This window comes from Microbispora oryzae, from assembly GCF_017896165.1.
Taxonomy (GTDB): Bacteria; Actinomycetota; Actinomycetes; order Streptosporangiales; family Streptosporangiaceae; genus Microbispora; species Microbispora oryzae.
In genome coordinates this window covers 193,423-213,465 of sequence record NZ_JAFCNB010000002.1, presented here as the reverse complement: position 1 = coordinate 213,465, position 20,043 = coordinate 193,423, and the positions used below count along the sequence as shown (strand labels likewise).

Genomic DNA, 20,043 nt, shown 5'->3' with positions numbered 1-20,043 from the left:
CATGCATCCACATCTGGCCCGGCTGAGCACCGCCCTGACGGCGGTCGATCCGGAGACATCGAAGATCTACGCCTGGGGCTTCAAACTGGCGGCCGTGCTGAACGGCGGGGGCCGCCTGCTGGCCTGCGGGAACGGCGGCTCGGCCGCCGAGGCCCAGCACCTGACCGCCGAGCTGGTCGGCAGATACCGCGCCGACCGGCGGCCGTACGCGGCGATCCCGCTGCACGCCGACACCTCGTCGCTGACGGCGATCGCCAACGACTTCGGCATGGACGAGTTATACGCGCGGCAGGTCCGTGCGCACGGCCGGCCGGGAGACGTGCTCATCTGCCTGTCCACCAGCGGGACCAGCCGTAACGTCACGGAGGCCGCCGGTGCGGCCCGCCGGTGTGGCCTCACCACCTGGGCGCTGACCGGGCCCGCGCCGAATCCGCTCGCCGACCTGTGCGACGACGCCCTCGCGGTGCCCGCAGGGGACACCGCGACCATCCAGGAGGTGCACCTCACCGTGATCCACATGCTGTGCGATGTGATCGAGAAGGCGTGCTCGTGACCGGACCGCTCGTCGTCATCGGAGACAGCCTGCTGGACGTCGACGTGGAGGGCGACGCCGACCGGCTCTGCCCGGACGCCCCCGCGCCGGTCGTGGACGTCCACGCCGAGCGGTGCCGGCCGGGGGGAGCGGGCCTCGCCGCGCTGCTGGCCGCGCGTGACGGCGCCGAGGTCGTCCTGATCACCGCGCTCGGTGACGACCCGTCCGGCCGCGCGCTCGACCGGCTGCTCGCGTCGTCGGCTGAGATCGTGCGGATGCCGCTGCACGGCACGACGGCCCGCAAGACGCGGGTGCGCGCGCGTGGGCAGACGCTGGTGCGCGTCGACACCGGAGACGGGAGGCCCGCGTTCGGCGGCCTCTCCCGGGACCGGGCGGTCGCCGCCCTGCGCTCGGCCGGAGCCGTCCTCGTCGCCGACTACGGCCGCGGCGTCGCCGATCTGCACCGCGACCTGCTCACCGCGCTCCTGCGCCGCCGGGACGTGCCCGTCGTGTGGGATCCCCATCCCCGCGGATCGCCGCCCGTTCCCGGCTGCGCCCTGGTCACCCCCAGCGAGGCGGAGGCCCGCGCGCTGTGCGCCGGGGCGTACGGCACGCCGGGCCGGGCGGCGGAGCGCCTGGTGCGCGACCTGGAGGCGGCCGCCGTCGCGGTCACCCTCGGCGAGCGCGGGACGGTGCTGGCCCGCCGGGCGGCCCGCTCGTCGCGGATCCCGGCCGTCGAGGTGGCGGGTGGCGCTGTCTCGGGTGGCGCGGACGCCTGCGGCGCGGGCGACCGGTTCGCCGCCGAGGCCGCTGTGGCGCTCGGCCGCGGCGAACCGGTGGAGGACGCGGTGGCGCGTGCGGTCGAGGCGGCCGGCCGTTTCGTCGCGGACGGCGGCGCCGCGGGGCTGCGGCTGTCCGAACCGGCGGCCGGACCGTCCCCAGCGGCGTCCTCGGCGGTGTCCTCGGCGGCCCTCCCAGTGGCGTCCTCAGCCGCGTTGTCGGCGGCGTTGCCGCCCGGCGCGTCGGCGTTCGACGTGGCGGACGCGGTGCGGGCTGCGGGGGGAAGGCTCATCGCGACCGGCGGCTGCTTCGACCTGCTGCACGCCGGACATGTCAGTCTGCTGCGCCGGGCGCGGGCGCTCGGCGACGCGCTCGTCGTCTGCCTCAACTCCGACGAGTCGGTCAGGCGGCTGAAGGGACCGAGACGTCCGGTGGTGGCCGAGCACGACCGGAGCGAGGTGCTGCGGGCGCTCGACTGCGTGGACGCGGTGTTGATCTTCGGGGCGGACACCCCCTCGGAGGTGATCGCGCGGCTGCGTCCCGACGTGTGGGTGAAGGGTGGCGACTACAGCGAGTGGTCCATGCCGGAGGCCGACGCCGTGCGGCGGGCCGGGGGCGAGGTCGTCATCCTGCCCACCGTCGCCGGCTACTCAACGACCGGCCTGATCGCCGCCGTCCAGGCGGCGTCATGACACGTGCATGACCAGGCGTGCGTGACCGGCCGCGTACATGACCGCGTACATGACCGGCCGTGTGCATGAGCGCGTACATGACTGACGGAAGGGACGTGACGATGACGGGAAACATTCTGATCACGGGAGGCGCGTCCGGTCTCGGACGGGCCACGGCCGCCGCCGTGGCCAAGGACGGCGGCCGGCCGCTGGTGATCGACCTCGGCGAGCCGGAGGCGGGCGTCGACCACGTGCGGGCCGACCTGTCGGACCGGGAGCAGGCCGAGCGGGCCGTACGGGAGCTGGCCGACCGGGCCGGAGGGCTCGACGGGGTCGTGACGGCGGCCGGGATCGACTCCTGCGGGCGGCTGGAGGACGTGCCGGCGGACGCCTGGGAACGGGTGATCCGGGTCAACCTGATGGGCACCGCCGCGGTGGTCCGGGCGGCCCTGCCCTACCTGCGCCGTTCCGGGGGCACGGTCGTCACGGTCGCCTCGACGCTCGGCATCAAGGCGGTGAGCGACGCCACGGCGTACTGCGCGGCCAAGTTCGGGGTGGTCGGGTTCACCCGGGCGCTCGCGGCCGAGCTCGCGGGAGACGTGGGCGTGACGTTGCTGATCCCCGGCGGCATGCGGACCGGGTTCTTCGACGACCGCGACGAGCAGTACAAGCCCGGCCCGGACGCCCAGCTCAACCAGCCGGAGGACGTCGCCGCGACGATCCTGTTCGCCCTCCGCCAGCCCCGCGGTTGCGAGGTCAGGGAGCTCGTGGTGTGCGCGTCGGCGGAAACGTCGTGGCCGTGACCGGTGAGATGACCGGTGAGATGAATCGTGAGATGACCCGTGAGACGACCCGTGAGATGACCGGTGAACGTCCCGCGCTGCTCGTCCTGCGCGGGCTCCGGCTCGGCGATCTGCTCACCGCCGTCCCCGCGCTGCGCGCGCTGCGGCGGGCACATCCGAATCACCGGCTCGTCCTGGCCACCCCGGCGTACCTGGGCGGCCTGCTGCCGCTCATCGGCGGGATCGACGAGCTGGTGGACGTGTCCGGCCCCGGGCCGGTGCCCTTCGAGACGCCGGACGTGGCGGTCAACCTGCACGGCAGCGGCCCCGAGAGCCTCATGGCGCTCCGCCGGACCCGCCCCGGCCGCGTCCTCAGCCACGCCCACCCCGGCGTCCCCGGCGTCGAGGGGCCGACCTGGCGCCCCGAGGCGCATGAGGTGTCGCGATGGTGCGCGATGCTGGAGTGGTACGGGATCCCGGCCGACCCGGGCGACCTGGAGCTGGGTGAGACCGGCGCCAGCCCCCTCGGGGGCGGAGAGGTGCTGGTCCACCCGGGAGCCTCCGCCCGGGCGCGGCAGTGGCCGCCCGAACGGTTCGCCCGGGTGGCGGCGGAGCTGACCCGCGCGGGACACCGGGTGGTGATCACGGGCGGGGTGACGGAGACGGCTCTCGCCCGCCACGTGGCCGCGGCGGCCGGGCTGCCGGAGGACGCCGTGCTCGCCGGGCACACCGACCTGCCCGGGGTCGCGGCGCTGACCCGGCACGCGGCCCTGGTGGTGTGCGGGGACACCGGCATGTCCCATCTGGCCACGGCCGTGGGCACGCCCTCGGTGGTCCTCTGCGGGCCGGTGCCGCCCGCCCGCTGGGGCCCGCCGGAAGGCGGCCCGCACCGGGCGCTGTGGGCGGGGCGGACGGGAGACCCGCACGCCGACCGGCCCGATCCGGGACTGCTGGAGATCGGCGTGCCCGAGGTGCTGGACGCGGCGTGGTCGTTACTGGAGGTGGGGGTGCGATGAAGGGAACCAGAGTCGTGGTGACCGGTGGCGCCGGGTTCATCGGCTCCTACCTGTGCGAACGTCTGCTGCGGCGCGGCGCGGCCGTCGTCTGCATGGACAACTTCCTGACCGGGTCGCCGCGCAACGTGGAGCACCTGATCGGGCGGCCGGCGTTCCGGCTCGTGGAGTGCGACCTGACCGAGTTCGTGCACGTGAGCGGGACGGTCGACCTCGTGCTCCACTTCGCCTCGGCCGCCTCACCGGCCGACTTCCTGCGCCACCCGATCGAGACGCTGAAGGTGGGCGCCATCGGCACCCTCCACGCGCTCGGGCTCGCCACCGAGAAGGGCGCCCGGTTCGTCCTGGCCTCGACGAGTGAGGTGTACGGAGATCCCCTCGAACACCCGCAGAAGGAGACCTACTGGGGCAACGTCAATCCGGTCGGCCCGCGCAGCGTGTACGACGAGGCCAAACGCTTCGCCGAATCGCTGACCACGGCCTATCGCGTGTCCCGGGGGGCCGGCACCGGCATCGTGCGGATCTTCAACACGTACGGCCCCCGGATGCGGCCACACGACGGCCGGGCGATTCCCACCTTCATCCGGCAGGCCCTGCTGGGCGAACCGATCACGGTCACCGGCGACGGCAGCCAGACGCGGTCCATCTGCTACGTCGACGACACGGTCGACGGCGTCCTCGCGCTGGCCGGCAGCGACGTCACGGGTCCGGTCAACATCGGCAACCCGGTCGAGATGTCCATGGCCGAGCTGGCCGGGACCATCCGCGACCTCACGGGGTCGTCCTCGCCGATCCGGTTCGTCGAGCGGCCGGTGGACGACCCCGCCGTACGACGGCCGGACACCTCGCTCGCGGAGTCGCTGCTGGGCTGGCGGCCCCGCGTCGACCCGGTCAGCGGGCTGAGGCGCACGATCGAGTGGTTCGAGGAGGAACTCGGCTCGCCCCGCTCGGCTCTCGCGCACTCGTCCCCGGGTCAGAGATATTCGGCCGCGGCGTCGAGGAGCCAGGCCCACAGGTAGGCCGCGAACGACGAGCGGACCAGCACGGCGAACTCGCCGCCCTCCCGGGCGGCCAGCACGACCTGCGCCCGCGCCAGAGAGGTCTGCGCGCACCGGCCCGGCCCGAACATCCGCGGGTGCAGGTCGAGGGCGCACCCGTGGGCCAGCAGGTCGCGCGACCGGGACCCGCCGACCAGCACGGTGGTGCGCTGGGCGGACACGTCGGTCACCCCCACCCGAGCTTCGCCGGCGGCCTTGCGCAGCCGGCTCTCCAGCTCGGCGGCGCCGCCGGGCGGGCCGACCACCAGCCACTCGTCCGGACCCAGCCACAGCACGTCGGCGTCGCCGCGCGCCCACGTGCCGGGCTCGGCCGGCAGGGGGACGCCGAGGGCGTCGCCCAGCGCGGCGGCCGCCGGGCTCTCCGGATCGGCCCGCAGGTTCACCTGGGTGAGGAACGGCACCTCCGCGATGCGGAGGCCCTCGGCGGACACCGGCTCGAAGCCGGCCAGCGGGCTCACGCGCTCAGCCATCGCGGCGGGCTCCCTCGGGGTCGTAGAGGACGGGACCGGTAACGGTCACCGGCACGGGATCGTCGCCGGGCGGCCCGAGCGGCACGTACAGCCGTTCGCCGATCCGGTCGCGTCCGCCGGCGACCAGCGCCAGGGCGAACGTGCGGCCGAGCGCGGCGCTGCGGTAGCTGGAGGTGACGTGCCCGAGCGCCCGTACCGGCGGCTCAGGCAGCGGCGAGACCGCCACGATCTGGGCGCCCTCGGGGAGCCGCAGACCGGGGTCGTCGGGCAGCAGGCCGACCAGGTGCTTGCGGTCGGGCCGGGAGGTGTCGGGCCGGGAGAACGACCGCCTGCCCACGAAGTCGGCCTTCTTCTTCGACACGATCCAGTCCATGCCCAGGTCGGCCGGGGTGACCGTGCCGTCGGTGTCCTGACCGATGATCGGGTAGCCCTTCTCGGCCCGCAGCACGTGCATCGTCTCGGTGCCGTACGGCGTGACCGCGCCGGTGCCCATGACCGCCTCCCAGAGGGCGAGGCCGTCCCAGGCGGTCACGTTGATCTCGTACGCCAGCTCGCCGGAGAAGCTGATCCGGCACACCCGGGCGGCCAGGCCCGCGACCTCGGCGTCCCGCCAGGTCATGAACGGGAAGCTCGCCGCGTCGACGGCCAGGCCCGGCGCGAGGCCGGCGAGCACCTCCCGGGAGCGCGGCCCGGCGAGGGCGACGGTCGCCCAGTGCTCGGTGACCGAGGTGAGGCTCACCCGCAGCGAGGGCCATTCGGTCTGCAGCCACTCCTCCATCCAGTCGAGCACGGCCGCGGCGTTGCCGGTCGTGGTGGTGGCGAGGAACCGGTCGTCGGCCAGCCGCATCACGGTGCCGTCGTCGAAGACCATGCCGTCGGCCCGGCACATCACGCCGTACCGGACGGCGCCGACCTTCAGGGTGCTCATCATGTTGGTGTAGAGCCGGTCGAGGAACTCGCCCGCGTCCGGCCCCTGCACGTCGATCTTGCCGAGGGTGGAGGCGTCCATCGCGCCCGCGCCGTCCCGTACGGCGGCGCACTCGCGGAGCACCGCGGTGTCCATGTCCTCGCCCGGCCGCGGGTAGTACCAGGGCCGCTTCCACTGGCCGACGTTCTCGAACAGCGCGCCGTGCGCCACGTGCCAGGAGTGCAGGGAGGTGACCCGGACGGGGTCGTGCAGCGCGCCGCGGTCGCGCCCGGCCAGCGCCGCGAAGCTCACCGGCACGTACGGCGCCCGGAACGTGGTGGTGCCGAGGTCGCCGATCTCCACCCCGGTGGCGTGCGCGACGATCGCGCTGGTCAGGACGCCGGAGAGCTTCCCCTGGTCGTGGGCCGTGCCCGCCGTCGTGTAGCGCTTGACGTGCTCGACGGAGCGCAGCCCGGAGCCGGTCGCCCGCATGACGTCGGCCACGGTGACCTCGCGCTGCAGGTCGACGAAGTGGGTGCCGTAGTCGTCGGCGGGCACCAGCCACAGTGCCATCGGCGGTGTCGCGGGAGGGGTCGCTGACAGTGTCGCTGACGGTGTCGCTGACGGGGTCGCGGGTGGGGTTACAGGTGGGGTCGCGGCGGTCCGACCGGCGGCGACGGTGGCGGGGATGACGGTGGGGACGGGACGTTGCGGCGCGGGGAAGCCGGCGGCCTCGGCCGCCCGCGCCCCGGCGGCGGCGCCGTCCTCCAGACATCCGGCCAGGGTGAAGACGCCCCGCGCCGCGCCCACCGCCTCCACCGGCTGGACACTCACGCCGGGAAGGAAGGCGCCCAGCCCGTCGTCGAAGCGCAGCGCGCCGCCCGACTGGCTGAACAGGTGGACGACGGGGTTCCAGCCGCCCGACACCAGCAGCAGATCGGCCTCGATCTCCCGTTCGCCCGAGAGCCCTGATCCCGAGAGCCCTGACCCCGAGAACGCTGACACGGTCACCGAGGCGACCGACCCGTCCGGGCCCGCCCCGACGCCGGTGACCACGTGCCCGGGGAGAACGGGGCCCGCGAATACGTGCCCGGGGAAGGCGCCAGGCTCGAGCCGGGCAGGGACGGTCGTCCGCGCGTCGATGACGGCCGCGATCTCGATCCCGGCCGCGGCCAGGTCACGGGCGGCCTCGTACGCGCTGTCGTTGGCCGTGAAGACCACGGCCCGGCGGCCCGCGAGCACGCCGTAGCGGTTGGCGTAGGCGCGGGCGGCCCCGGCGAGCATGACGCCGGGCAGGTCGTTGCCGGCGAACGCGATCGGCCGCTCGTGCGCGCCGGTGGCGAGCACCACGCGCCGCGCCCTGATGCGCCAGATCCTCTCCCGTGAGGCCGCCGCCTCGCCGCGCCGTTCGACCGCGACGAGGTAGTTGTCGTCGTAGTGGCCGAACACGCTGGTGCAGGTCAGCACCCTGGCCTCCGGCCGCTCCGCCAGCTCGGCGAGGACGCCCGCCGCCCAGCGCGCGCCGGGCACCCCGTCGACCGTCTCCCCGGTGTCCGGCAGGCTGCCCCCGGCCGCCGGCCGGTCGTCGGCGAGGATCACCCGGGCGCCCGAGGCCGCGGCGGCGGAGGCGGCGGCGAGACCGGCCGGGCCCGCGCCGACCACCAGCACGTCGCAGTGGGCGTGGCACGCGTCGTAGCGCGCCGGGTCGGGCCGGTCGGCCAGCCGGCCCCTGCCCCGCAGCCCGGTCGCGACCAGCCCGTCGTACAGCTCGACCGTCGTGGCCTGCAGCATCGGTTCGGGGAACGGCTTCTCGATCTGGACGAGCGCGTTGGGCTCCTCGGTCCACGCCGCGTAGACGCCGCGCGGCCGGTCCAGCCCGGCGCTGCGGGTCACCACGCGCACGCCGTTGGCCAGCAGGGCGGCGGCCAGCGTGTCGCCCGCCCGCCCCTCGTAGTCGCGGCCGTCGTAGCGGAATCTCAGGGCCTCGCCCGCGTGAGCGGGGTGGCCGTCGCGCCGGCGCGAGGTCATGCCGTCACCTCCGGAGCGGCGGACGTGTTGGTGAACGTGTTGGTGGAGGTGTCGCGGGTGAGCGTGAACCACCTGCGGCAGCCCGCCGCGTGGCTCCACCGCTCCGCGAAGCGCCCCTTCGGGTTGTCCCGGAAGAAGAGATAACGCGCCCACTCCTCGTCGGACAGCGCGGCCGGGTCGTCCGGGTAGGCGACGTGCGCCTGCCCGCCGTAGTGGAATTCGGCCTCGTCGCGCGGCCCGCACCACGGACAGGGGATCAACAGCATCGGGGGTCGGCTCCTGGTCGTCGGTGCAGGTCTTGAGTGGTGCAGGTCTTGAGTGGTGCAGGTCTTGAGTGGTGCGCGTCTTCAGTGGGCGACGGCGGCGGCGCCGTGCTCGTCCACGAGCGCGCCGGTCGTGAAGCGGTCGAGGGAGAAGGGGGCGTTCAGCGGGTGCGGCTCGCCGGTGGCCACGGTGTGCGCGTAGCACCAGCCCACCCCCGGCGTGGCCTTGAAGCCGCCGGTGCCCCAGCCGCAGTTGACGTACAGCTCCTCGACGGGGGTGAGCCCGACGATCGGCGACGCGTCGGGGCTGACGTCGACGATGCCGGCCCAGGTCCGCAGGACGTGGGCCCGGGCGAACACGGGGAAGAGCTCCAGCGCGGCCGACATCTGCCGCTCGATGATGTGGAACGCGCCCCGCTGCCGGTAGGAGTTGTACGCGTCGATGCCCGCGCCCATGACCAGCTCGCCCTTGTGGGCCTGGCTGACGTAGACGTGCACGGCGTTGGACATGACGACCGTCGGGTGGACGGGTTCGAGCAGCTCGGAGACGAGGGCCTGCAACGGGTGGGTCTGCAGCGGCAGCCGCACGCCCGCCGTGGCCGCGACGACCGACGAGTGCCCGGCGGCGGCGAGGGCGACTCTGCCCGCCGCGATCCGGCCCCGCCTGGTGTGCACGGCCACGGCCCGGCCGCCGCTCACCTCGACGCCGGTGACCTCGCAGTTCTCGATGAGGTGGACGCCCATCGCGGCGGCGGCGCGCGCGTAGCCCCAGGCCACGTAGTCGTGCTTGGCGATGCCCGCCCTCGGCTGGTAGGTCGCGCCGAGCACCGGGTGGCGGACGCCGGGCGAGACGTTCACGATCGGGCAGACCCGCGCGACCTCCTCCGGGCCCAGCCACTCGGCGTCCACGCCGTTCAGCCGGTTGGCGTGCACCCGGCGCACGCCCTCGCGCACGTCCTGCAGGCTGTGGGCGAGGTTGAGCACGCCGCGCTGGCTGAACAGCAGCGGGTAGCCGAGGTCGTCCTCCAGCCCCTCCCACAGCTTGAGCGCGTGCTCGTAGATGCCCGCGCTCTCGTCCCACAGGTAGTTGGAGCGGATGATCGTGGTGTTGCGGGCCATGTTGCCGCCGGCCAGCCAGCCCCGCTCCAGCACGGCGACGTTCGTGATGCCGTGGTTCTTCGCCAGGTAGTAGGCGGTGGCCAGGCCGTGGCCGCCGCCTCCCACGATCACCACGTCGTACGACCGCTCGGGGTCGGGACTGCTCCACAGCCGGTCGGGCTGCGGCGGGACGTCGCGCATTCGTTCAGACTCCGGGGGAGAGCGGGTGCGTGAGGACTTTCCAGAGAGGGCGTCAGCCGCGGAGGCGTTCCATCGCCGGATCGACGAGCGGTTCCGCGGTGACGACGGCCGGGATCCGGCGGTCGAAGTAGCCGATGTGGACGGTCCGCCCGGGGGCCGCGAGGGCGGCCGGGAGCCAGGCGTAGGCGATGCCTCTGCCGACGGTGTAGCCGTAGGCGGCGCTGGTGACGTAGCCGACGCAGCGGTCGCCGTCGTAGACCGGCTCCTTGCCCATGACGACCGCCTCGGGGCCGTCGACGGTCAGGCAGGTCAGGCGCCGCCGCACGTCCGCGCGCCGTTCGAGCAGGGCGGCGCGGCCGACGAAGTCGCCCTTGCCCTCCTTGACGGCGAAGCCCAGGCCGGCCTCGTACGGGTCGTGTTCGTAGGTCATGTCGGTGCCGAAGGACCGGTAGCCCTTCTCCAGCCGCAGGCTGTTGAACGCGCCCCGGCCGCCCGCGATGATCCCGTGCGGCTGCCCGGCCTCCCAGAGGGTGTCCCACAGCTTGGCGCCCATGTCGGCGGTGGTGTAGAGCTCCCAGCCCAGCTCGCCGATGTACGACAGCCGCATCGCGGTCACCGGCACCGAGCCGACGTAACCCCGGGCGGCGCGGAAGTAGCGGAAGCCGCCGGGGCCGAAGGCGGGCCCGGCGAGCGGCGCGACGACCTCGCGGGCGCGCGGCCCCCACAGCCCGATGCAGCAGGTGCCGGCGGTGATGTCGCGGATGAACGTGTCGCCTGGATTGTGCCGGTGGAACCAGTCGAGGTCGAGGTTGCCGTTGGCGCCGACCTGATAGTGGTCGCGGCCCAGCCTGGCGACGGTGATGTCGCTGCGGATGCCGCCGTCCTCGTCGAGGAGCAGGCAGTACGTCACCGAGCCGACCGGCCGGTCCACGTCGCCGGTGGACAGGCGTTGCAGCAGGGCGGTCGCGCCCGGCCCCGCGACCTCGATGCGCTTCAGCGCGGTCATGTCGTACATCGCGACCGTCTCGCGGGAGGCCCGCGCCTCGGCCGCCACGATCGGCGACCAGTGCCGCGACGCCCAGTCGCCGGGGTCGGGGATGTCGTGGCCGTCGAGCAGGCGCGCGTTCGCCTCATACCACTGCGGGCGCTCCCAGCCGGACGCCTCCAGGAAGTACGCCCCCAGCTCGCGCTGCCGGGCGTGGAAGGGGCTGGTGCGCAGCGGGCGCAGGTTCGCCGGGGGCTCCAGCGGGTGGATGATGTCGTAGACCTCGACGTAGTTCTGGCAGTCACGGGCGAGCACGTACTCGGGGGCGAGCTGGTGCCGCTCGAACCGGTTGACGTCGCACTCGTGCAGGTCGAACGACGAGCAGTGGCCCCGGGCGAGCCATTCGGCCACGGCCCGGCCCACGCCCGCGGAGTGGGTCACCCAGACGGCCTCGGCCACCCAGAAGCCCTTGACCTCGGCCGACTCGCCCAGCAGCGGCATGTTGTCCGGCGTGAACGAGAAGAGCCCGTTGATGCCCTCCTCGACCTTCGTCTCCCGCGTGCCGGGCAGCAGCGAGAGGGTGTCGGCCCACGCGGGGGCGAAGTCGTCCTCGGTGAACCGCAGGACAGACGGCATGACCTCGGCGGCGTCGACGGAGGCGATCTCGTCGGCGTCGATCGGCAGCGGCCGGTGGCCGTAGTAGCCGACGCCGAGCCGGTCGAACCGCTCCCGGTAGTAGAGGTCGCCGTCCTGGTGCCGCAGGATGGGCCGGACCGCCTCCTGCTCCTGCCCGCGCAGCTCGGGCACCGGACCCGTCCAGGCGAGCTGGTGGGCGAGCGGGGTGAGCGGGAGCTCCATGCCGGCCATCCGGGCGACCCGCGGGCCCCAGATGCCCGCGCAGCAGACCACGACGTCGGCCGGGAGGTCGCCGCCGGAGGTGACCACGCCGGTGACCCGGCCGTCCTCGACGCGGACGTCCAGCACCTCGTGCCGTTCGAGCACCCGGACGCCCCGCTCCCGCGCCGCGGCGAGCTGCACCTCGACGGCGCGCACGGCCGCGGCCAGGCCGTCGGTGGGCACGTAGAGGCCGCCGAGCACGCGGTCGGCGTTCAGTAGCGAGTGGCGCTCGACGCACTCGGCGGGGGTGAGCAGGCGGGCGTCGAGGCCCCAGGCGACGGCCCAGCCGTGGCGGCGGCGCAGCTCGGCGAGCCGCTCCGGCGTGGTGGCCACCTCAAGGCCCCCCACCTGGAGGAAGCAGCCGAGCGCGGTCAGCTTCTCGACGGTGTAGCGGGCCATCTCGGTCATCGTCTTGGACGAATTCGTCTGGAACACGAGGCCCGGCGCGTGGGAGGACGAGCCGCCCGTCGCGGGCACCGGGCCCTGGTCGACGACGGTGACGCGGTCCCATCCCATGGCCGACAGCTCGTCGGCGAGGGCCGCCCCGACGACGCCGGCTCCGATGATGACGACGCGCGGGCCTGCCATACACACCTCCGTCGTTGCGCATTCCGAAACGACATGCGCTTTCCGCAACAATGTCCCCCGTATGCCCCGGGCCTGTCAACAAACCGGGCCTGTCAACACAGAAAGCCGGGAGCGTCCTCGGTGAGGACGCTCCCGGATATTTCCTGGCTGTTTCCGGACGCTCGCGCACGCTCGCGCACGCGGTCAGGGGCGGAACCAGTGCTGCGGCTTCGGGTCGATGTTCTGCCAGACGTGCTTGATCTCGCGGTACTCGTTCAGGCCGGTCGGGCCGAGCTCCCGGCCCACGCCGGACTGCTTGAAACCGCCCCACTCGGCCTGCGGCACGTACGGGTGGTAGTCGTTGATCCAGACCGTGCCGTGCCGCAGCCGCCCGGCCACCCGCTGGGCCCGGCCCGCGTCGCGGGTCCACACCGCGCCCGCCAGGCCGTAGTGGGTGTCGTTGGCCAGCCGCACGGCCTCGTCCTCGTCGTCGAAGCGCTCCACGGTCAGCACGGGCCCGAACGACTCCTCCCGGACCACCCGCATGTCCGGGCGGCACTCGTCGAGGACCGTCGGCGGATAGAAGTTGCCGGGGCCGGGCAGCCGCTCGCCGCCGCAGCGGAGCACGGCGCCCTCCGCGACGCCCGCGGCCACGTACTCCTCGATCTTGGCCAGGTGGCCGGCCGAGATGAGCGGGCCGGAGTCGGCCTCCGGGTCGAACGGGCCGCCGAGCCTGATCCGCCCGGCCCGCCGTACGACCTCGCCCACGAACGCGTCGTGCAGGGAGTCCTCGACGAGGAGGCGGGCGCCGGCCGAGCAGACCTGACCGGAGTGGAGGAAGACGGCCGTGAGCGCGTGGTCGACGGCGGCCTCCACGTCGGCGTCGGCGAAGACGATGTTGGGGTTCTTGCCGCCGAGCTCCAGCGCGACCCGCTTCACGGTCCCCGCCGCCGCGGCCATGATCCACCGTCCGGTGGACAGGCCGCCGGTGAACGACACCAGGTCGACGTCCGGGTGCTCGGCCAGCGGCGCGCCCGCTTCGGGGCCCGCGCCCAGCACCAGGTTGGCCACGCCGGGCGGCAGCCCGGCCTCCTCCAGCAGGCGCATCAGCAGGATGGAGGTCGACGGGGTGAGCTCGCTCGGCTTCAGCACGAACGTGTTGCCCGCGACCAGTGCGGGCGCCACCTTCCACGACGCCTGCAGCAGCGGGTAGTTCCACGGCGTGATGAGCCCGCAGACGCCGACCGGCTCGTACACGATCCGGCTGATCACGTCGGCGCGGCCGGTGTCGACCACCCGGCCCGCGTCCGTGCCCGCGATCCCGCCGAAGTAGCGGAAGCACCGCACGACGTCGTCGACGTCGTACTCGCTCTCGACCAGCCGCTTGCCGGTGTCGGTCGACTCCGCGACGGCGATCTCCTTGCGGTCGCGCTCCAGCAGGGCGGCGAGGCGCAGCAGCAGGGCGCCGCGCTCCACCTCGGGGGTGCGCGGCCACGGCCCCTCGTCGAACGCCCGGCGGGCCGCCGCGATCGCCCGTTCCGTGTCGGCCCGGGTCGCCTCGGAGACGGTCGCGACGACCGAGCCGTCCGCGGGCGAGACGAGGTCGCGGGTGCCGCCCTCGGCCGGTTCGTCCCACCGGCCGTCGATGTACAGGTCCTTCACGTGCCCGCCCTCACTCGCCGGTCTTCCGGTGCCGGTAGAACTCCACGTGCTCGGCGGGCAGCGGAGTGTTGCCCAGGATCAGGTCGGCCGCCTTCTCGGCGACCATCATGACCGGGGCGTAGATGTTGCCGTTCGTGACGTACGGCATGACGGAGGCGTCCACGACCCGCAGGCCGTCCAGCCCGTGCACCCGCATGGTGAGCGGGTCGACGACCGACATGCCGTCGACGCCCATGCGGGCCGTGCAGGAGGGGTGCAGCGCGGTCTCGCCGTCCCTGGCCACCCAGTCGAGGATCTCCTCGTCGGTCTCCACGCCCGGCCCGGGGGACAGCTCCCCGCCGTTGAACTCGGCCATCGCGGGCTGGTTGAGGATGTTCCTGGCCACCCGGACGGCCTCGACCCACTCGCGCCGGTCCTGCTCGGTGGACAGGTAGTTGAACCGCAGGGCCGGCTTCTCCCGCGGATCCGTGCTCTTGATCTTCACGGAGCCGCGGGCGTCGGAGTACATGGGGCCGATGTGCACCTGGTAGCCGTGCCCGCCGGCCGGCGAGCTGCCGTCGTACCGTACGGCCACGGGCAGGAAGTGGAACATCAGGTTGGGGTAGTCGACGTCGTCGTTGCCCCGGACGAACCCGCCGGCCTCGAAGTGGTTGGTCGCCCCGGGGCCCTTGCGCAGGAACAGCCACTGCGCGCCGACCCACGGCCGGTTGCGCCACTTCATCGCGGGCTGCAGCGACACCGGCTTCTCGCAGGCGTACTGGATGTAGACCTCCAGGTGGTCCTGGAGGTTCTCGCCGACGCCGGGCAGGTCGTGGACCACGTCCACGCCGAGCGCCTTGAGCGCGGCCGCGTCGCCGACGCCGGACAGTTGCAGCAGCTGTGGGGAGTTGATGGCGCCGCCGCAGAGGATGACCTCGCCGGCCCGGACCGTCGTGCCGTTGTACTCGACGCCCACGGCCCGGGTGCCCTCGAACAGGATCTTGGTGACGAAGGCCCGGGTCTTCACCTCCAGATTGGGCCGGTTCATGACCGGGTGGAGGTACGCGCGGGCGGCCGACAGCCGGCGGCCCCGCCGGACGTTGCGGTCGAAGGGCGCGAAGCCCTCCTGCCGCACGCCGTTCACGTCGTCGGTCAGGGGGTAACCGGCCTGCTGCACGGCCTCGAAGAAGGCCCCGAAGAGCGGATTGGTCGCCGGCCCGCGCTCAAGGACCAGCGGGCCGTCGTGCCCGCGCATCGCGTCGCCGGGAGCGGCGGCCAGGCAGTTCTCCATGCGCTTGAAATAGGGCAGGCAGTGGGCGAAGTCCCAGGTCTCCATGCCCGGATCGGCGCCCCAGCGCTCGTAGTCGAGCGGGTTGCCACGCTGGAAGATCATCCCGTTGATGCTGCTCGACCCGCCCAGCACCTTGCCCCGGGCGTGGTAGATCCGGCGGCCGTTCATGTGCGGCTCGGGCTCGGACTCGTATTTCCAGTCATAGAAGCGGCTGCCGATGGGGAAGGTCAGCGCCGCGGGCATGTGGATGAAGACGTCCCAGAGATAGTCGGGCCGTCCCGCCTCCAGCACGAGCACCCGGTTGGACGGGTCGGCGGACAGCCGGTTCGCCAGGGCACTGCCCGCCGAACCCCCACCGACTATCACAAAGTCGTACATGTCTGCCTCCCGGGCAGGATGATATTGCTATGCGCAATAGAGTGCAGCATCCGCAACGCCCGGCCGCCGCCGGTCCCGGGTACAGTCCCGTTATGGACCCGGTTATGGATGACGAATCCGCGAGCACGCGCTCGGAGACGACCGGTGGCGTCCAGTCCGTGGATCGAGCCGTCACAATTCTGGAAATCCTGTCGCGGCAGGGCGAGGCGGGCGTCAGCGAGATCGCCCTGGAGCTCGGGGTGCACAAGTCGACCGCGTTCCGGCTGCTCGGCGCGCTGGAGACACGGGGCCTCGTCGAGCAGGCCGAGGAGCGCGGCAAATACCGGCTCAGCTTCGGGATCATTCGCCTGGCCGGCGGCGTCGCGGCGCGGCTCGACCTCACCCAGCAGGGCCGTCCCGTCTGCCGCAGGCTGGCCGGGGAGATCGGCGAGACCGTCAACCTCGCCGTCGTCCGGTCGCACTACGCCGTCAACCTCGACCAGGTGCGCGGGCCGTCCGCGGTGACCGCGCACAACTGGGTGGGCCAGCTCACGCCCCTGCACGCCACCTCCAGCGGCAAGGTCCTGCTCGCCCACCTCGACGAGCGGCACCGTGACCGGCTCATCTCCGAGGCCGGCCTGCGGTCGTACACCCCCCACACCGTCACGTCCGGGGACGTCCTGCGTGAACAACTCGACGAGGCCCGCCGCCTGGGGTACGCGGTCACCGTGGAGGAGTACGAGATCGGGCTGAACGCCATCGCCGCGCCCATCCGGTCGTACGAGGGCGAGGTCGTGGCGGCCGTCAGCGCCTCCGGCCCGGCGTACCGGTTCAGCGAGGACCGCATGCGTGAGCTCGCGCCCATGCTGATCGCGGGCGCCGACGACATCAGCCGCCACCTCGGCTACGCGGGCTGAGCCGCAGGGCGTCGCCGGCTTCCCGAGGCCAGAGCCGGCCGGTCAGGGTGAGCCGGTCGGGTGAGCCACTCGGGACCAGCCGACACGGCCAGCCGATCACAGCCGGTCGATCACAGCCAGCCGGTCAGGCAGGCCGTCCAGACGAGGGCCGCCGTCAGGGCCGCCGCGGCGAGGACCGTCCGCAGCCGGGCCGGCCAGGCGGGTCTGAGGACCAGTGCGAGCACGAGTGACAGGGCGAGGCCCGCCCAGTCCTGCCAGGGGTGCCCCCACTCCACGCCGGTGCAGCACTCGCCGTCCTGGCCGGTAACGAGCGCCGTCACGGCGGGCACGAGCTGTGCCTGGAGCAGCAGGGCGCCGGACAGGTCCCCCGCCACGTCCCGGCGCCGGGTGAGACAGGCGAGCACGGCCCCCGCCGCGGGCGCGACCAGCACCCAGGCGTTCAGCGGGCTGAAGAGGCCGGACACCAGCGCGTTGGGCGTGCCCCGGAGCGCGGAGACCGTGACGTCGCCGGCGACCGCGGCGGCCGTGACGATGAGCCCGTGGACCGCCGCCCGCGCGACGGTCGGCGCCGGCCGCCCGGCCGCGACCACCACCAGGAAGTACGCGAACCTGAAGAAGAACGACGAGGCGACCAGGGCCGCATTGGGCCAGTCGCCGCCGGGGTAGGCGAGCGTGCCGCTCAGCGCGCCGAGCAACAGCCCCGCTGCCGCGTACCGCGGAACGACTCCCACGCGGCGACCTCCTCGGCCCAGTTGCGGCGGAAGTCGAAAATTGAGCCTTCCGCCCCCTTGTTAGAACGTGATTCACTTTACCCGTTTCGATCACGCTTTCATCGAGAGCCGGAGATCCCTGCATGCGCAACGCCCTACTTCGGCGTGCCGTTTTCGCGGGCGGCGTCGCCGCCCTGGCCCTGACCGCGCTCCCCTCGGTCAGCGCTACCGCCGACCCGGTCCCGATGGTCGAGGTCTTCACCGACGACCCATACGCCAACGTGACCGCCCCCGACTACAAGCTGAGCTACGCGCTCAAGGAGGCGGAGGCGCGGGCCCTGGCGAAGCCCGACCAGTACGCCCAGCCGTACGTGCAGTCCGGCGCCCTCTACATTCCCGTGACCAGCCAGGACGTGGTCTCCGAGGCGAGCCAGCCGGTGAGCCTCCCGCCCGAGCTCACCCCGCCCGACGACGGCAGCGGCGACCCGGCGGGCGTGCCCGACCCGGTCGACAAGGACGCCGTCCCGGTCAGCGAGCCGACCGCCGCGGCGACGCGGAGCGCCAGCGCCGAGCAGAAGCAGGCGGCCGCGCTCGCGGAGGCCACGAGCGCCGGCGCGAAGCTCGCGACCCAGTCGGCCCAGGCCGCCTCACCCGCGGTGACGAACCCCTGGATCGTCTACCCCAAGGTCCGGGTCGTGGCCCACAGCATCACGCAGCTCAACGCGTTCAAGGACGAGGTGCTGACCCTCGGCGCCGACGTGCTGCCGGGCGCCGCCCAGCTGCTCACGTCCACGATCCAGCCGGAGCGCGACCGCGTCCTCCTGGAGTCGACCCTCGCCTCCGACGAGCTGCGGGCCGCCCTCGCGGCCCGGTACGGCGCCGACGCCATGGCCATCCGCCTCGTGTCCGACCCGGGTGAGGTCCAGCCGTCCTCGGGACGCTGGGACGACGGCCATGTCGGCGGCTTCTACGGCGGCGCCCACATCGACACGTCGGTCGGCGGCTGCACCGACGGCTTCTCCTGGTATTCGGGCAGCACGAGGTACATGCTGACCGCCGGTCACTGCACCACCCTCGGCGGCTCGGTGTGGACGTCGGCCGAATACCTCGGCAACGTCGCCGAGGACACCTTCGCCAACGGCTCGGGCACCGTCTACATCAACGGGCAGAGCACCTACCACGGCGACCTGTCCCTCATCAAGATCACCGGCAGCTACTACGGCGCGCCGCGCATCTACGTCGGCGGCAAGACCAGCAAGACGAGCCGGCCGGTCAGCGCCATGTGGTCGCGCCGCGCCGACTACGGTGACCAGTACTGCACCGGCGGCGCGATGGCCGGAGAGCTGTGCGGATGGAAGGTCAACGCGCTCCGGATCAACTTCAAATGGAGCGACGGCCGGATCACCAAGAACATGATCCGCGGCCGCAAGCAGGGCCAGTGCATCATCAAGGGTGACTCCGGCGGCCCCGTGTACACCGTGACCTCGGCCGGCAACGTCGTCGCCAAGGGCATCCAGAGCGGCAAGGGCGGCGGTGGCTCCGACAACTGGGGCGGCGCCCTCGACCCGTGCATCGACACGTTCACTGACATCTGGGAGGCCTACTACGGCTTCCCCGGGTTCCTCAGCACGACCTGACGTGAGGAAGCGGGCGGGCGCCCGATATGGGTGCCCGCCTTTTTGGGACGTGTTGCAGTGAGGCAAGCTTCGGTGAAACGCGTTTCAGCTCACGCCAGGCTCCGATCTAGTCCGTGCCGAGCCGCTCGAGCACCCACTCGTGGAAGCCGCCGATGTGGTGCTCGGTCGGCACGAGCACGCCGCCCCGGGCATACGCGCGCGAGCCCATGGCGGGCTGGCACCGCTCGCAGGCGTCGAAGTCCTGCACGTTGACGCGGTGGAACAGTTCGATCGACGCGCTGAGGTCGCGACCGCCGTCGACCACGTCCTGGCGGAACAACCAGTCGCACTCGACCACGGTCTGATCGATCGCGACGGGGAAGATCCGGTGCAGGATCACGTGGTCCGGCACCAGGTTGATGAAGGTCAGCGGCTTGACGGTGAGGCCGTAGTAGCGGCGGTCCTGGCTCTCCGCGACCCCGGGGATGCGTTCGGCGCCGGGGGAGCCGTCCACGGTGAAGCCCTGGACGTCCGCGCCGAACTCCGCGCCGTGGCCGACGTACAACTGCGTGGCGAGTCCCTCGGCGAACTCCGGCAGCACCTCGGTGAGCTCCGGGTGGATCGTCGCGCAGTGGTAGCACTCCATGAAGTTCTCGATGATGAGCTTCCAGTTGGCCCGCACGTCGTAGACGACCCGCTTGGCCAGCGCGAGATCCTCCATGCCGTAGTTGTGGATGGAGCCGAGGTCGCCGAGCCTGGAGACGACCTGGGCCTGCACCTCGTCCTCGAACGGCTCGGGCTCGTCGGCCAGACACACCCACACATACCCGAGCCATTCACGCACGTGCACCTTCACCAGGCCGAACTCGACCCGGTCGATGTCGGGCATCTTCGTCAGGTTCGGCGCCGCGATCAGCTTGCCGTCGAGGTCGTACGTCCAGGCGTGGTACGGGCACTGGAACGCCCGCCTGACCTGGCCGGACTCCTCCGTGCAGATACGGGCGCCGCGGTGCCGGCAGACGTTCAGGAACGCACGGACCGACCCGTCCTTCGAGCGGGTGACGAGCACGCTCTCCCGTCCGATCCGGACAGTACGGAACGCGCCCGGCTTGTCCAGATCGGCCGCCCGGACGGCGCAGACCCACATCCGCTCGAATATCCGCGACTGTTCGAGCGTGAAGACGGTCTCGTCCGTGTAGTAGTGGCCCGGGAGGGTGGCGATCACGCTCGGGGGCAGGCTGTTCGTGGTCATTCCGCCT

Annotated in this window: 16 protein-coding genes; 7 read left to right on the top strand and 9 right to left on the bottom strand. The window is 72.9% G+C overall.

Annotated elements, in window-relative coordinates; genetic code table 11:
- Window position 1: 1 nt before the first annotated feature.
- The 5 genes from JOL79_RS04505 to JOL79_RS04485 all read left to right on the top strand — a co-directional run bounded on the left by JOL79_RS04505 (window position 2) and on the right by JOL79_RS04485 (window position 4,797).
- Entirely contained in the window at window positions 2-553 is a 552-nt protein-coding gene (locus JOL79_RS04505; RefSeq protein WP_210154374.1) for a D-sedoheptulose-7-phosphate isomerase, read from the top strand.
- Window positions 550-2,004 carry a PfkB family carbohydrate kinase gene (locus JOL79_RS04500; protein WP_210154373.1) on the top strand — a complete coding sequence of 485 codons (1,455 nt, stop codon included), beginning with the start codon at window positions 550-552 and terminating at the stop codon, window positions 2,002-2,004. The genes JOL79_RS04505 and JOL79_RS04500 overlap by 4 nt, the downstream gene beginning before the upstream one ends.
- A 95-nt stretch (window positions 2,005-2,099) precedes the next feature.
- A complete protein-coding gene (locus JOL79_RS04495; protein WP_372446724.1) occupies window positions 2,100-2,786 on the top strand; it encodes an SDR family oxidoreductase in 687 nt (228 codons plus the stop codon).
- Window positions 2,756-3,781: a glycosyltransferase family 9 protein gene (locus tag JOL79_RS04490; RefSeq protein ID WP_307848306.1), complete on the top strand. Its 1,026-nt coding sequence runs from the start codon at window positions 2,756-2,758 to the stop codon at window positions 3,779-3,781. The genes JOL79_RS04495 and JOL79_RS04490 overlap by 31 nt, the downstream gene beginning before the upstream one ends.
- Window positions 3,778-4,797 carry a UDP-glucuronic acid decarboxylase family protein gene (locus JOL79_RS04485; RefSeq protein ID WP_210154371.1) on the top strand — a complete coding sequence of 340 codons (1,020 nt, stop codon included), beginning with the start codon at window positions 3,778-3,780 and terminating at the stop codon, window positions 4,795-4,797. The genes JOL79_RS04490 and JOL79_RS04485 overlap by 4 nt, the downstream gene beginning before the upstream one ends.
- Here the strand turns inward: JOL79_RS04485 and JOL79_RS04480 are convergent.
- The 7 genes from JOL79_RS04480 to betA all read right to left on the bottom strand — a co-directional run bounded on the left by JOL79_RS04480 (window position 4,752) and on the right by betA (window position 15,562).
- The gene (locus tag JOL79_RS04480) at window positions 4,752-5,306 is read right to left on the bottom strand and encodes a sarcosine oxidase subunit gamma (protein WP_210154370.1); all 555 of its coding nucleotides are present in this window, start codon (window positions 5,304-5,306) and stop codon (window positions 4,752-4,754) included. The genes JOL79_RS04485 and JOL79_RS04480 overlap by 46 nt on opposite strands.
- Entirely contained in the window at window positions 5,299-8,241 is a 2,943-nt protein-coding gene (locus JOL79_RS04475; RefSeq protein ID WP_210154369.1) for a 2Fe-2S iron-sulfur cluster-binding protein, read from the bottom strand. Before JOL79_RS04475 ends, JOL79_RS04480 begins: the two co-directional genes overlap by 8 nt.
- Window positions 8,238-8,507 carry a sarcosine oxidase subunit delta gene (locus tag JOL79_RS04470; protein ID WP_210154368.1) on the bottom strand — a complete coding sequence of 90 codons (270 nt, stop codon included), beginning with the start codon at window positions 8,505-8,507 and terminating at the stop codon, window positions 8,238-8,240. Before JOL79_RS04470 ends, JOL79_RS04475 begins: the two co-directional genes overlap by 4 nt.
- An 81-nt stretch (window positions 8,508-8,588) precedes the next feature.
- Window positions 8,589-9,803, bottom strand: coding sequence for a sarcosine oxidase subunit beta family protein (locus JOL79_RS04465; protein ID WP_210154367.1), 1,215 nt, complete (start codon window positions 9,801-9,803; stop codon window positions 8,589-8,591).
- Window positions 9,804-9,855: 52 nt separating this feature from the next.
- Window positions 9,856-12,273: a GcvT family protein gene (locus tag JOL79_RS04460; RefSeq protein WP_210154366.1), complete on the bottom strand. Its 2,418-nt coding sequence runs from the start codon at window positions 12,271-12,273 to the stop codon at window positions 9,856-9,858.
- Window positions 12,274-12,456: 183 nt separating this feature from the next.
- Complete coding sequence (locus tag JOL79_RS04455) at window positions 12,457-13,905, bottom strand: aldehyde dehydrogenase family protein (RefSeq protein ID WP_230984287.1); 1,449 nt, start codon at window positions 13,903-13,905, stop codon at window positions 12,457-12,459.
- 19 nt (window positions 13,906-13,924) lie between these two features.
- Window positions 13,925-15,562 (bottom strand): choline dehydrogenase, encoded by a 1,638-nt coding sequence (gene betA, locus JOL79_RS04450; protein ID WP_210154364.1) that lies wholly within the window; start codon window positions 15,560-15,562, stop codon window positions 13,925-13,927.
- Window positions 15,563-15,666: 104 nt separating this feature from the next.
- Here betA and JOL79_RS04445 point away from each other — a divergent pair, with 104 nt between their 5' ends.
- Complete coding sequence (locus JOL79_RS04445) at window positions 15,667-16,458, top strand: IclR family transcriptional regulator (RefSeq protein ID WP_210154363.1); 792 nt, start codon at window positions 15,667-15,669, stop codon at window positions 16,456-16,458.
- A 110-nt stretch (window positions 16,459-16,568) separates the two neighbouring features.
- Here JOL79_RS04445 and JOL79_RS04440 read toward each other — a convergent pair whose 3' ends face one another.
- Complete coding sequence (locus JOL79_RS04440; RefSeq protein WP_210154362.1) at window positions 16,569-17,189, bottom strand: hypothetical protein; 621 nt, start codon at window positions 17,187-17,189, stop codon at window positions 16,569-16,571.
- Between the two features lie 122 nt (window positions 17,190-17,311).
- On the opposite strand from JOL79_RS04440, the gene JOL79_RS04435 reads away from it, so the two are divergent.
- Window positions 17,312-18,805 (top strand): trypsin-like serine protease, encoded by a 1,494-nt coding sequence (locus tag JOL79_RS04435; protein ID WP_210154361.1) that lies wholly within the window; start codon window positions 17,312-17,314, stop codon window positions 18,803-18,805.
- 106 nt (window positions 18,806-18,911) lie between these two features.
- On the opposite strand, the gene JOL79_RS04430 is transcribed toward JOL79_RS04435, so the two are convergent.
- The gene (locus JOL79_RS04430) at window positions 18,912-20,036 is read right to left on the bottom strand and encodes an aromatic ring-hydroxylating oxygenase subunit alpha (RefSeq protein WP_210154360.1); all 1,125 of its coding nucleotides are present in this window, start codon (window positions 20,034-20,036) and stop codon (window positions 18,912-18,914) included.
- Window positions 20,037-20,043: the final 7 nt, after the last annotated feature.

Excerpts from the sequence above, each read along its gene's own strand:
- JOL79_RS04505 (WP_210154374.1), top strand. The coding sequence starts at position 2 with ATGCATCCACATCTGGCCCGGCTGAGCACCGCCCTGACGGCGGTCGAT.
- JOL79_RS04485 (WP_210154371.1), top strand. The coding sequence starts at position 3,778 with ATGAAGGGAACCAGAGTCGTGGTGACCGGTGGCGCCGGGTTCATCGGC.
- JOL79_RS04480 (WP_210154370.1), bottom strand. The coding sequence starts at position 5,306 with ATGGCTGAGCGCGTGAGCCCGCTGGCCGGCTTCGAGCCGGTGTCCGCC.
- JOL79_RS04475 (WP_210154369.1), bottom strand. The coding sequence starts at position 8,241 with ATGACCTCGCGCCGGCGCGACGGCCACCCCGCTCACGCGGGCGAGGCC.
- JOL79_RS04470 (WP_210154368.1), bottom strand. The coding sequence starts at position 8,507 with ATGCTGTTGATCCCCTGTCCGTGGTGCGGGCCGCGCGACGAGGCCGAA.
- JOL79_RS04465 (WP_210154367.1), bottom strand. The coding sequence starts at position 9,803 with ATGCGCGACGTCCCGCCGCAGCCCGACCGGCTGTGGAGCAGTCCCGAC.
- JOL79_RS04460 (WP_210154366.1), bottom strand. The coding sequence starts at position 12,273 with ATGGCAGGCCCGCGCGTCGTCATCATCGGAGCCGGCGTCGTCGGGGCG.
- betA (WP_210154364.1), bottom strand. The coding sequence starts at position 15,562 with ATGTACGACTTTGTGATAGTCGGTGGGGGTTCGGCGGGCAGTGCCCTG.
- JOL79_RS04445 (WP_210154363.1), top strand. The coding sequence starts at position 15,667 with ATGGATGACGAATCCGCGAGCACGCGCTCGGAGACGACCGGTGGCGTC.
- JOL79_RS04435 (WP_210154361.1), top strand. The coding sequence starts at position 17,312 with ATGCGCAACGCCCTACTTCGGCGTGCCGTTTTCGCGGGCGGCGTCGCC.
- JOL79_RS04430 (WP_210154360.1), bottom strand. The coding sequence starts at position 20,036 with ATGACCACGAACAGCCTGCCCCCGAGCGTGATCGCCACCCTCCCGGGC.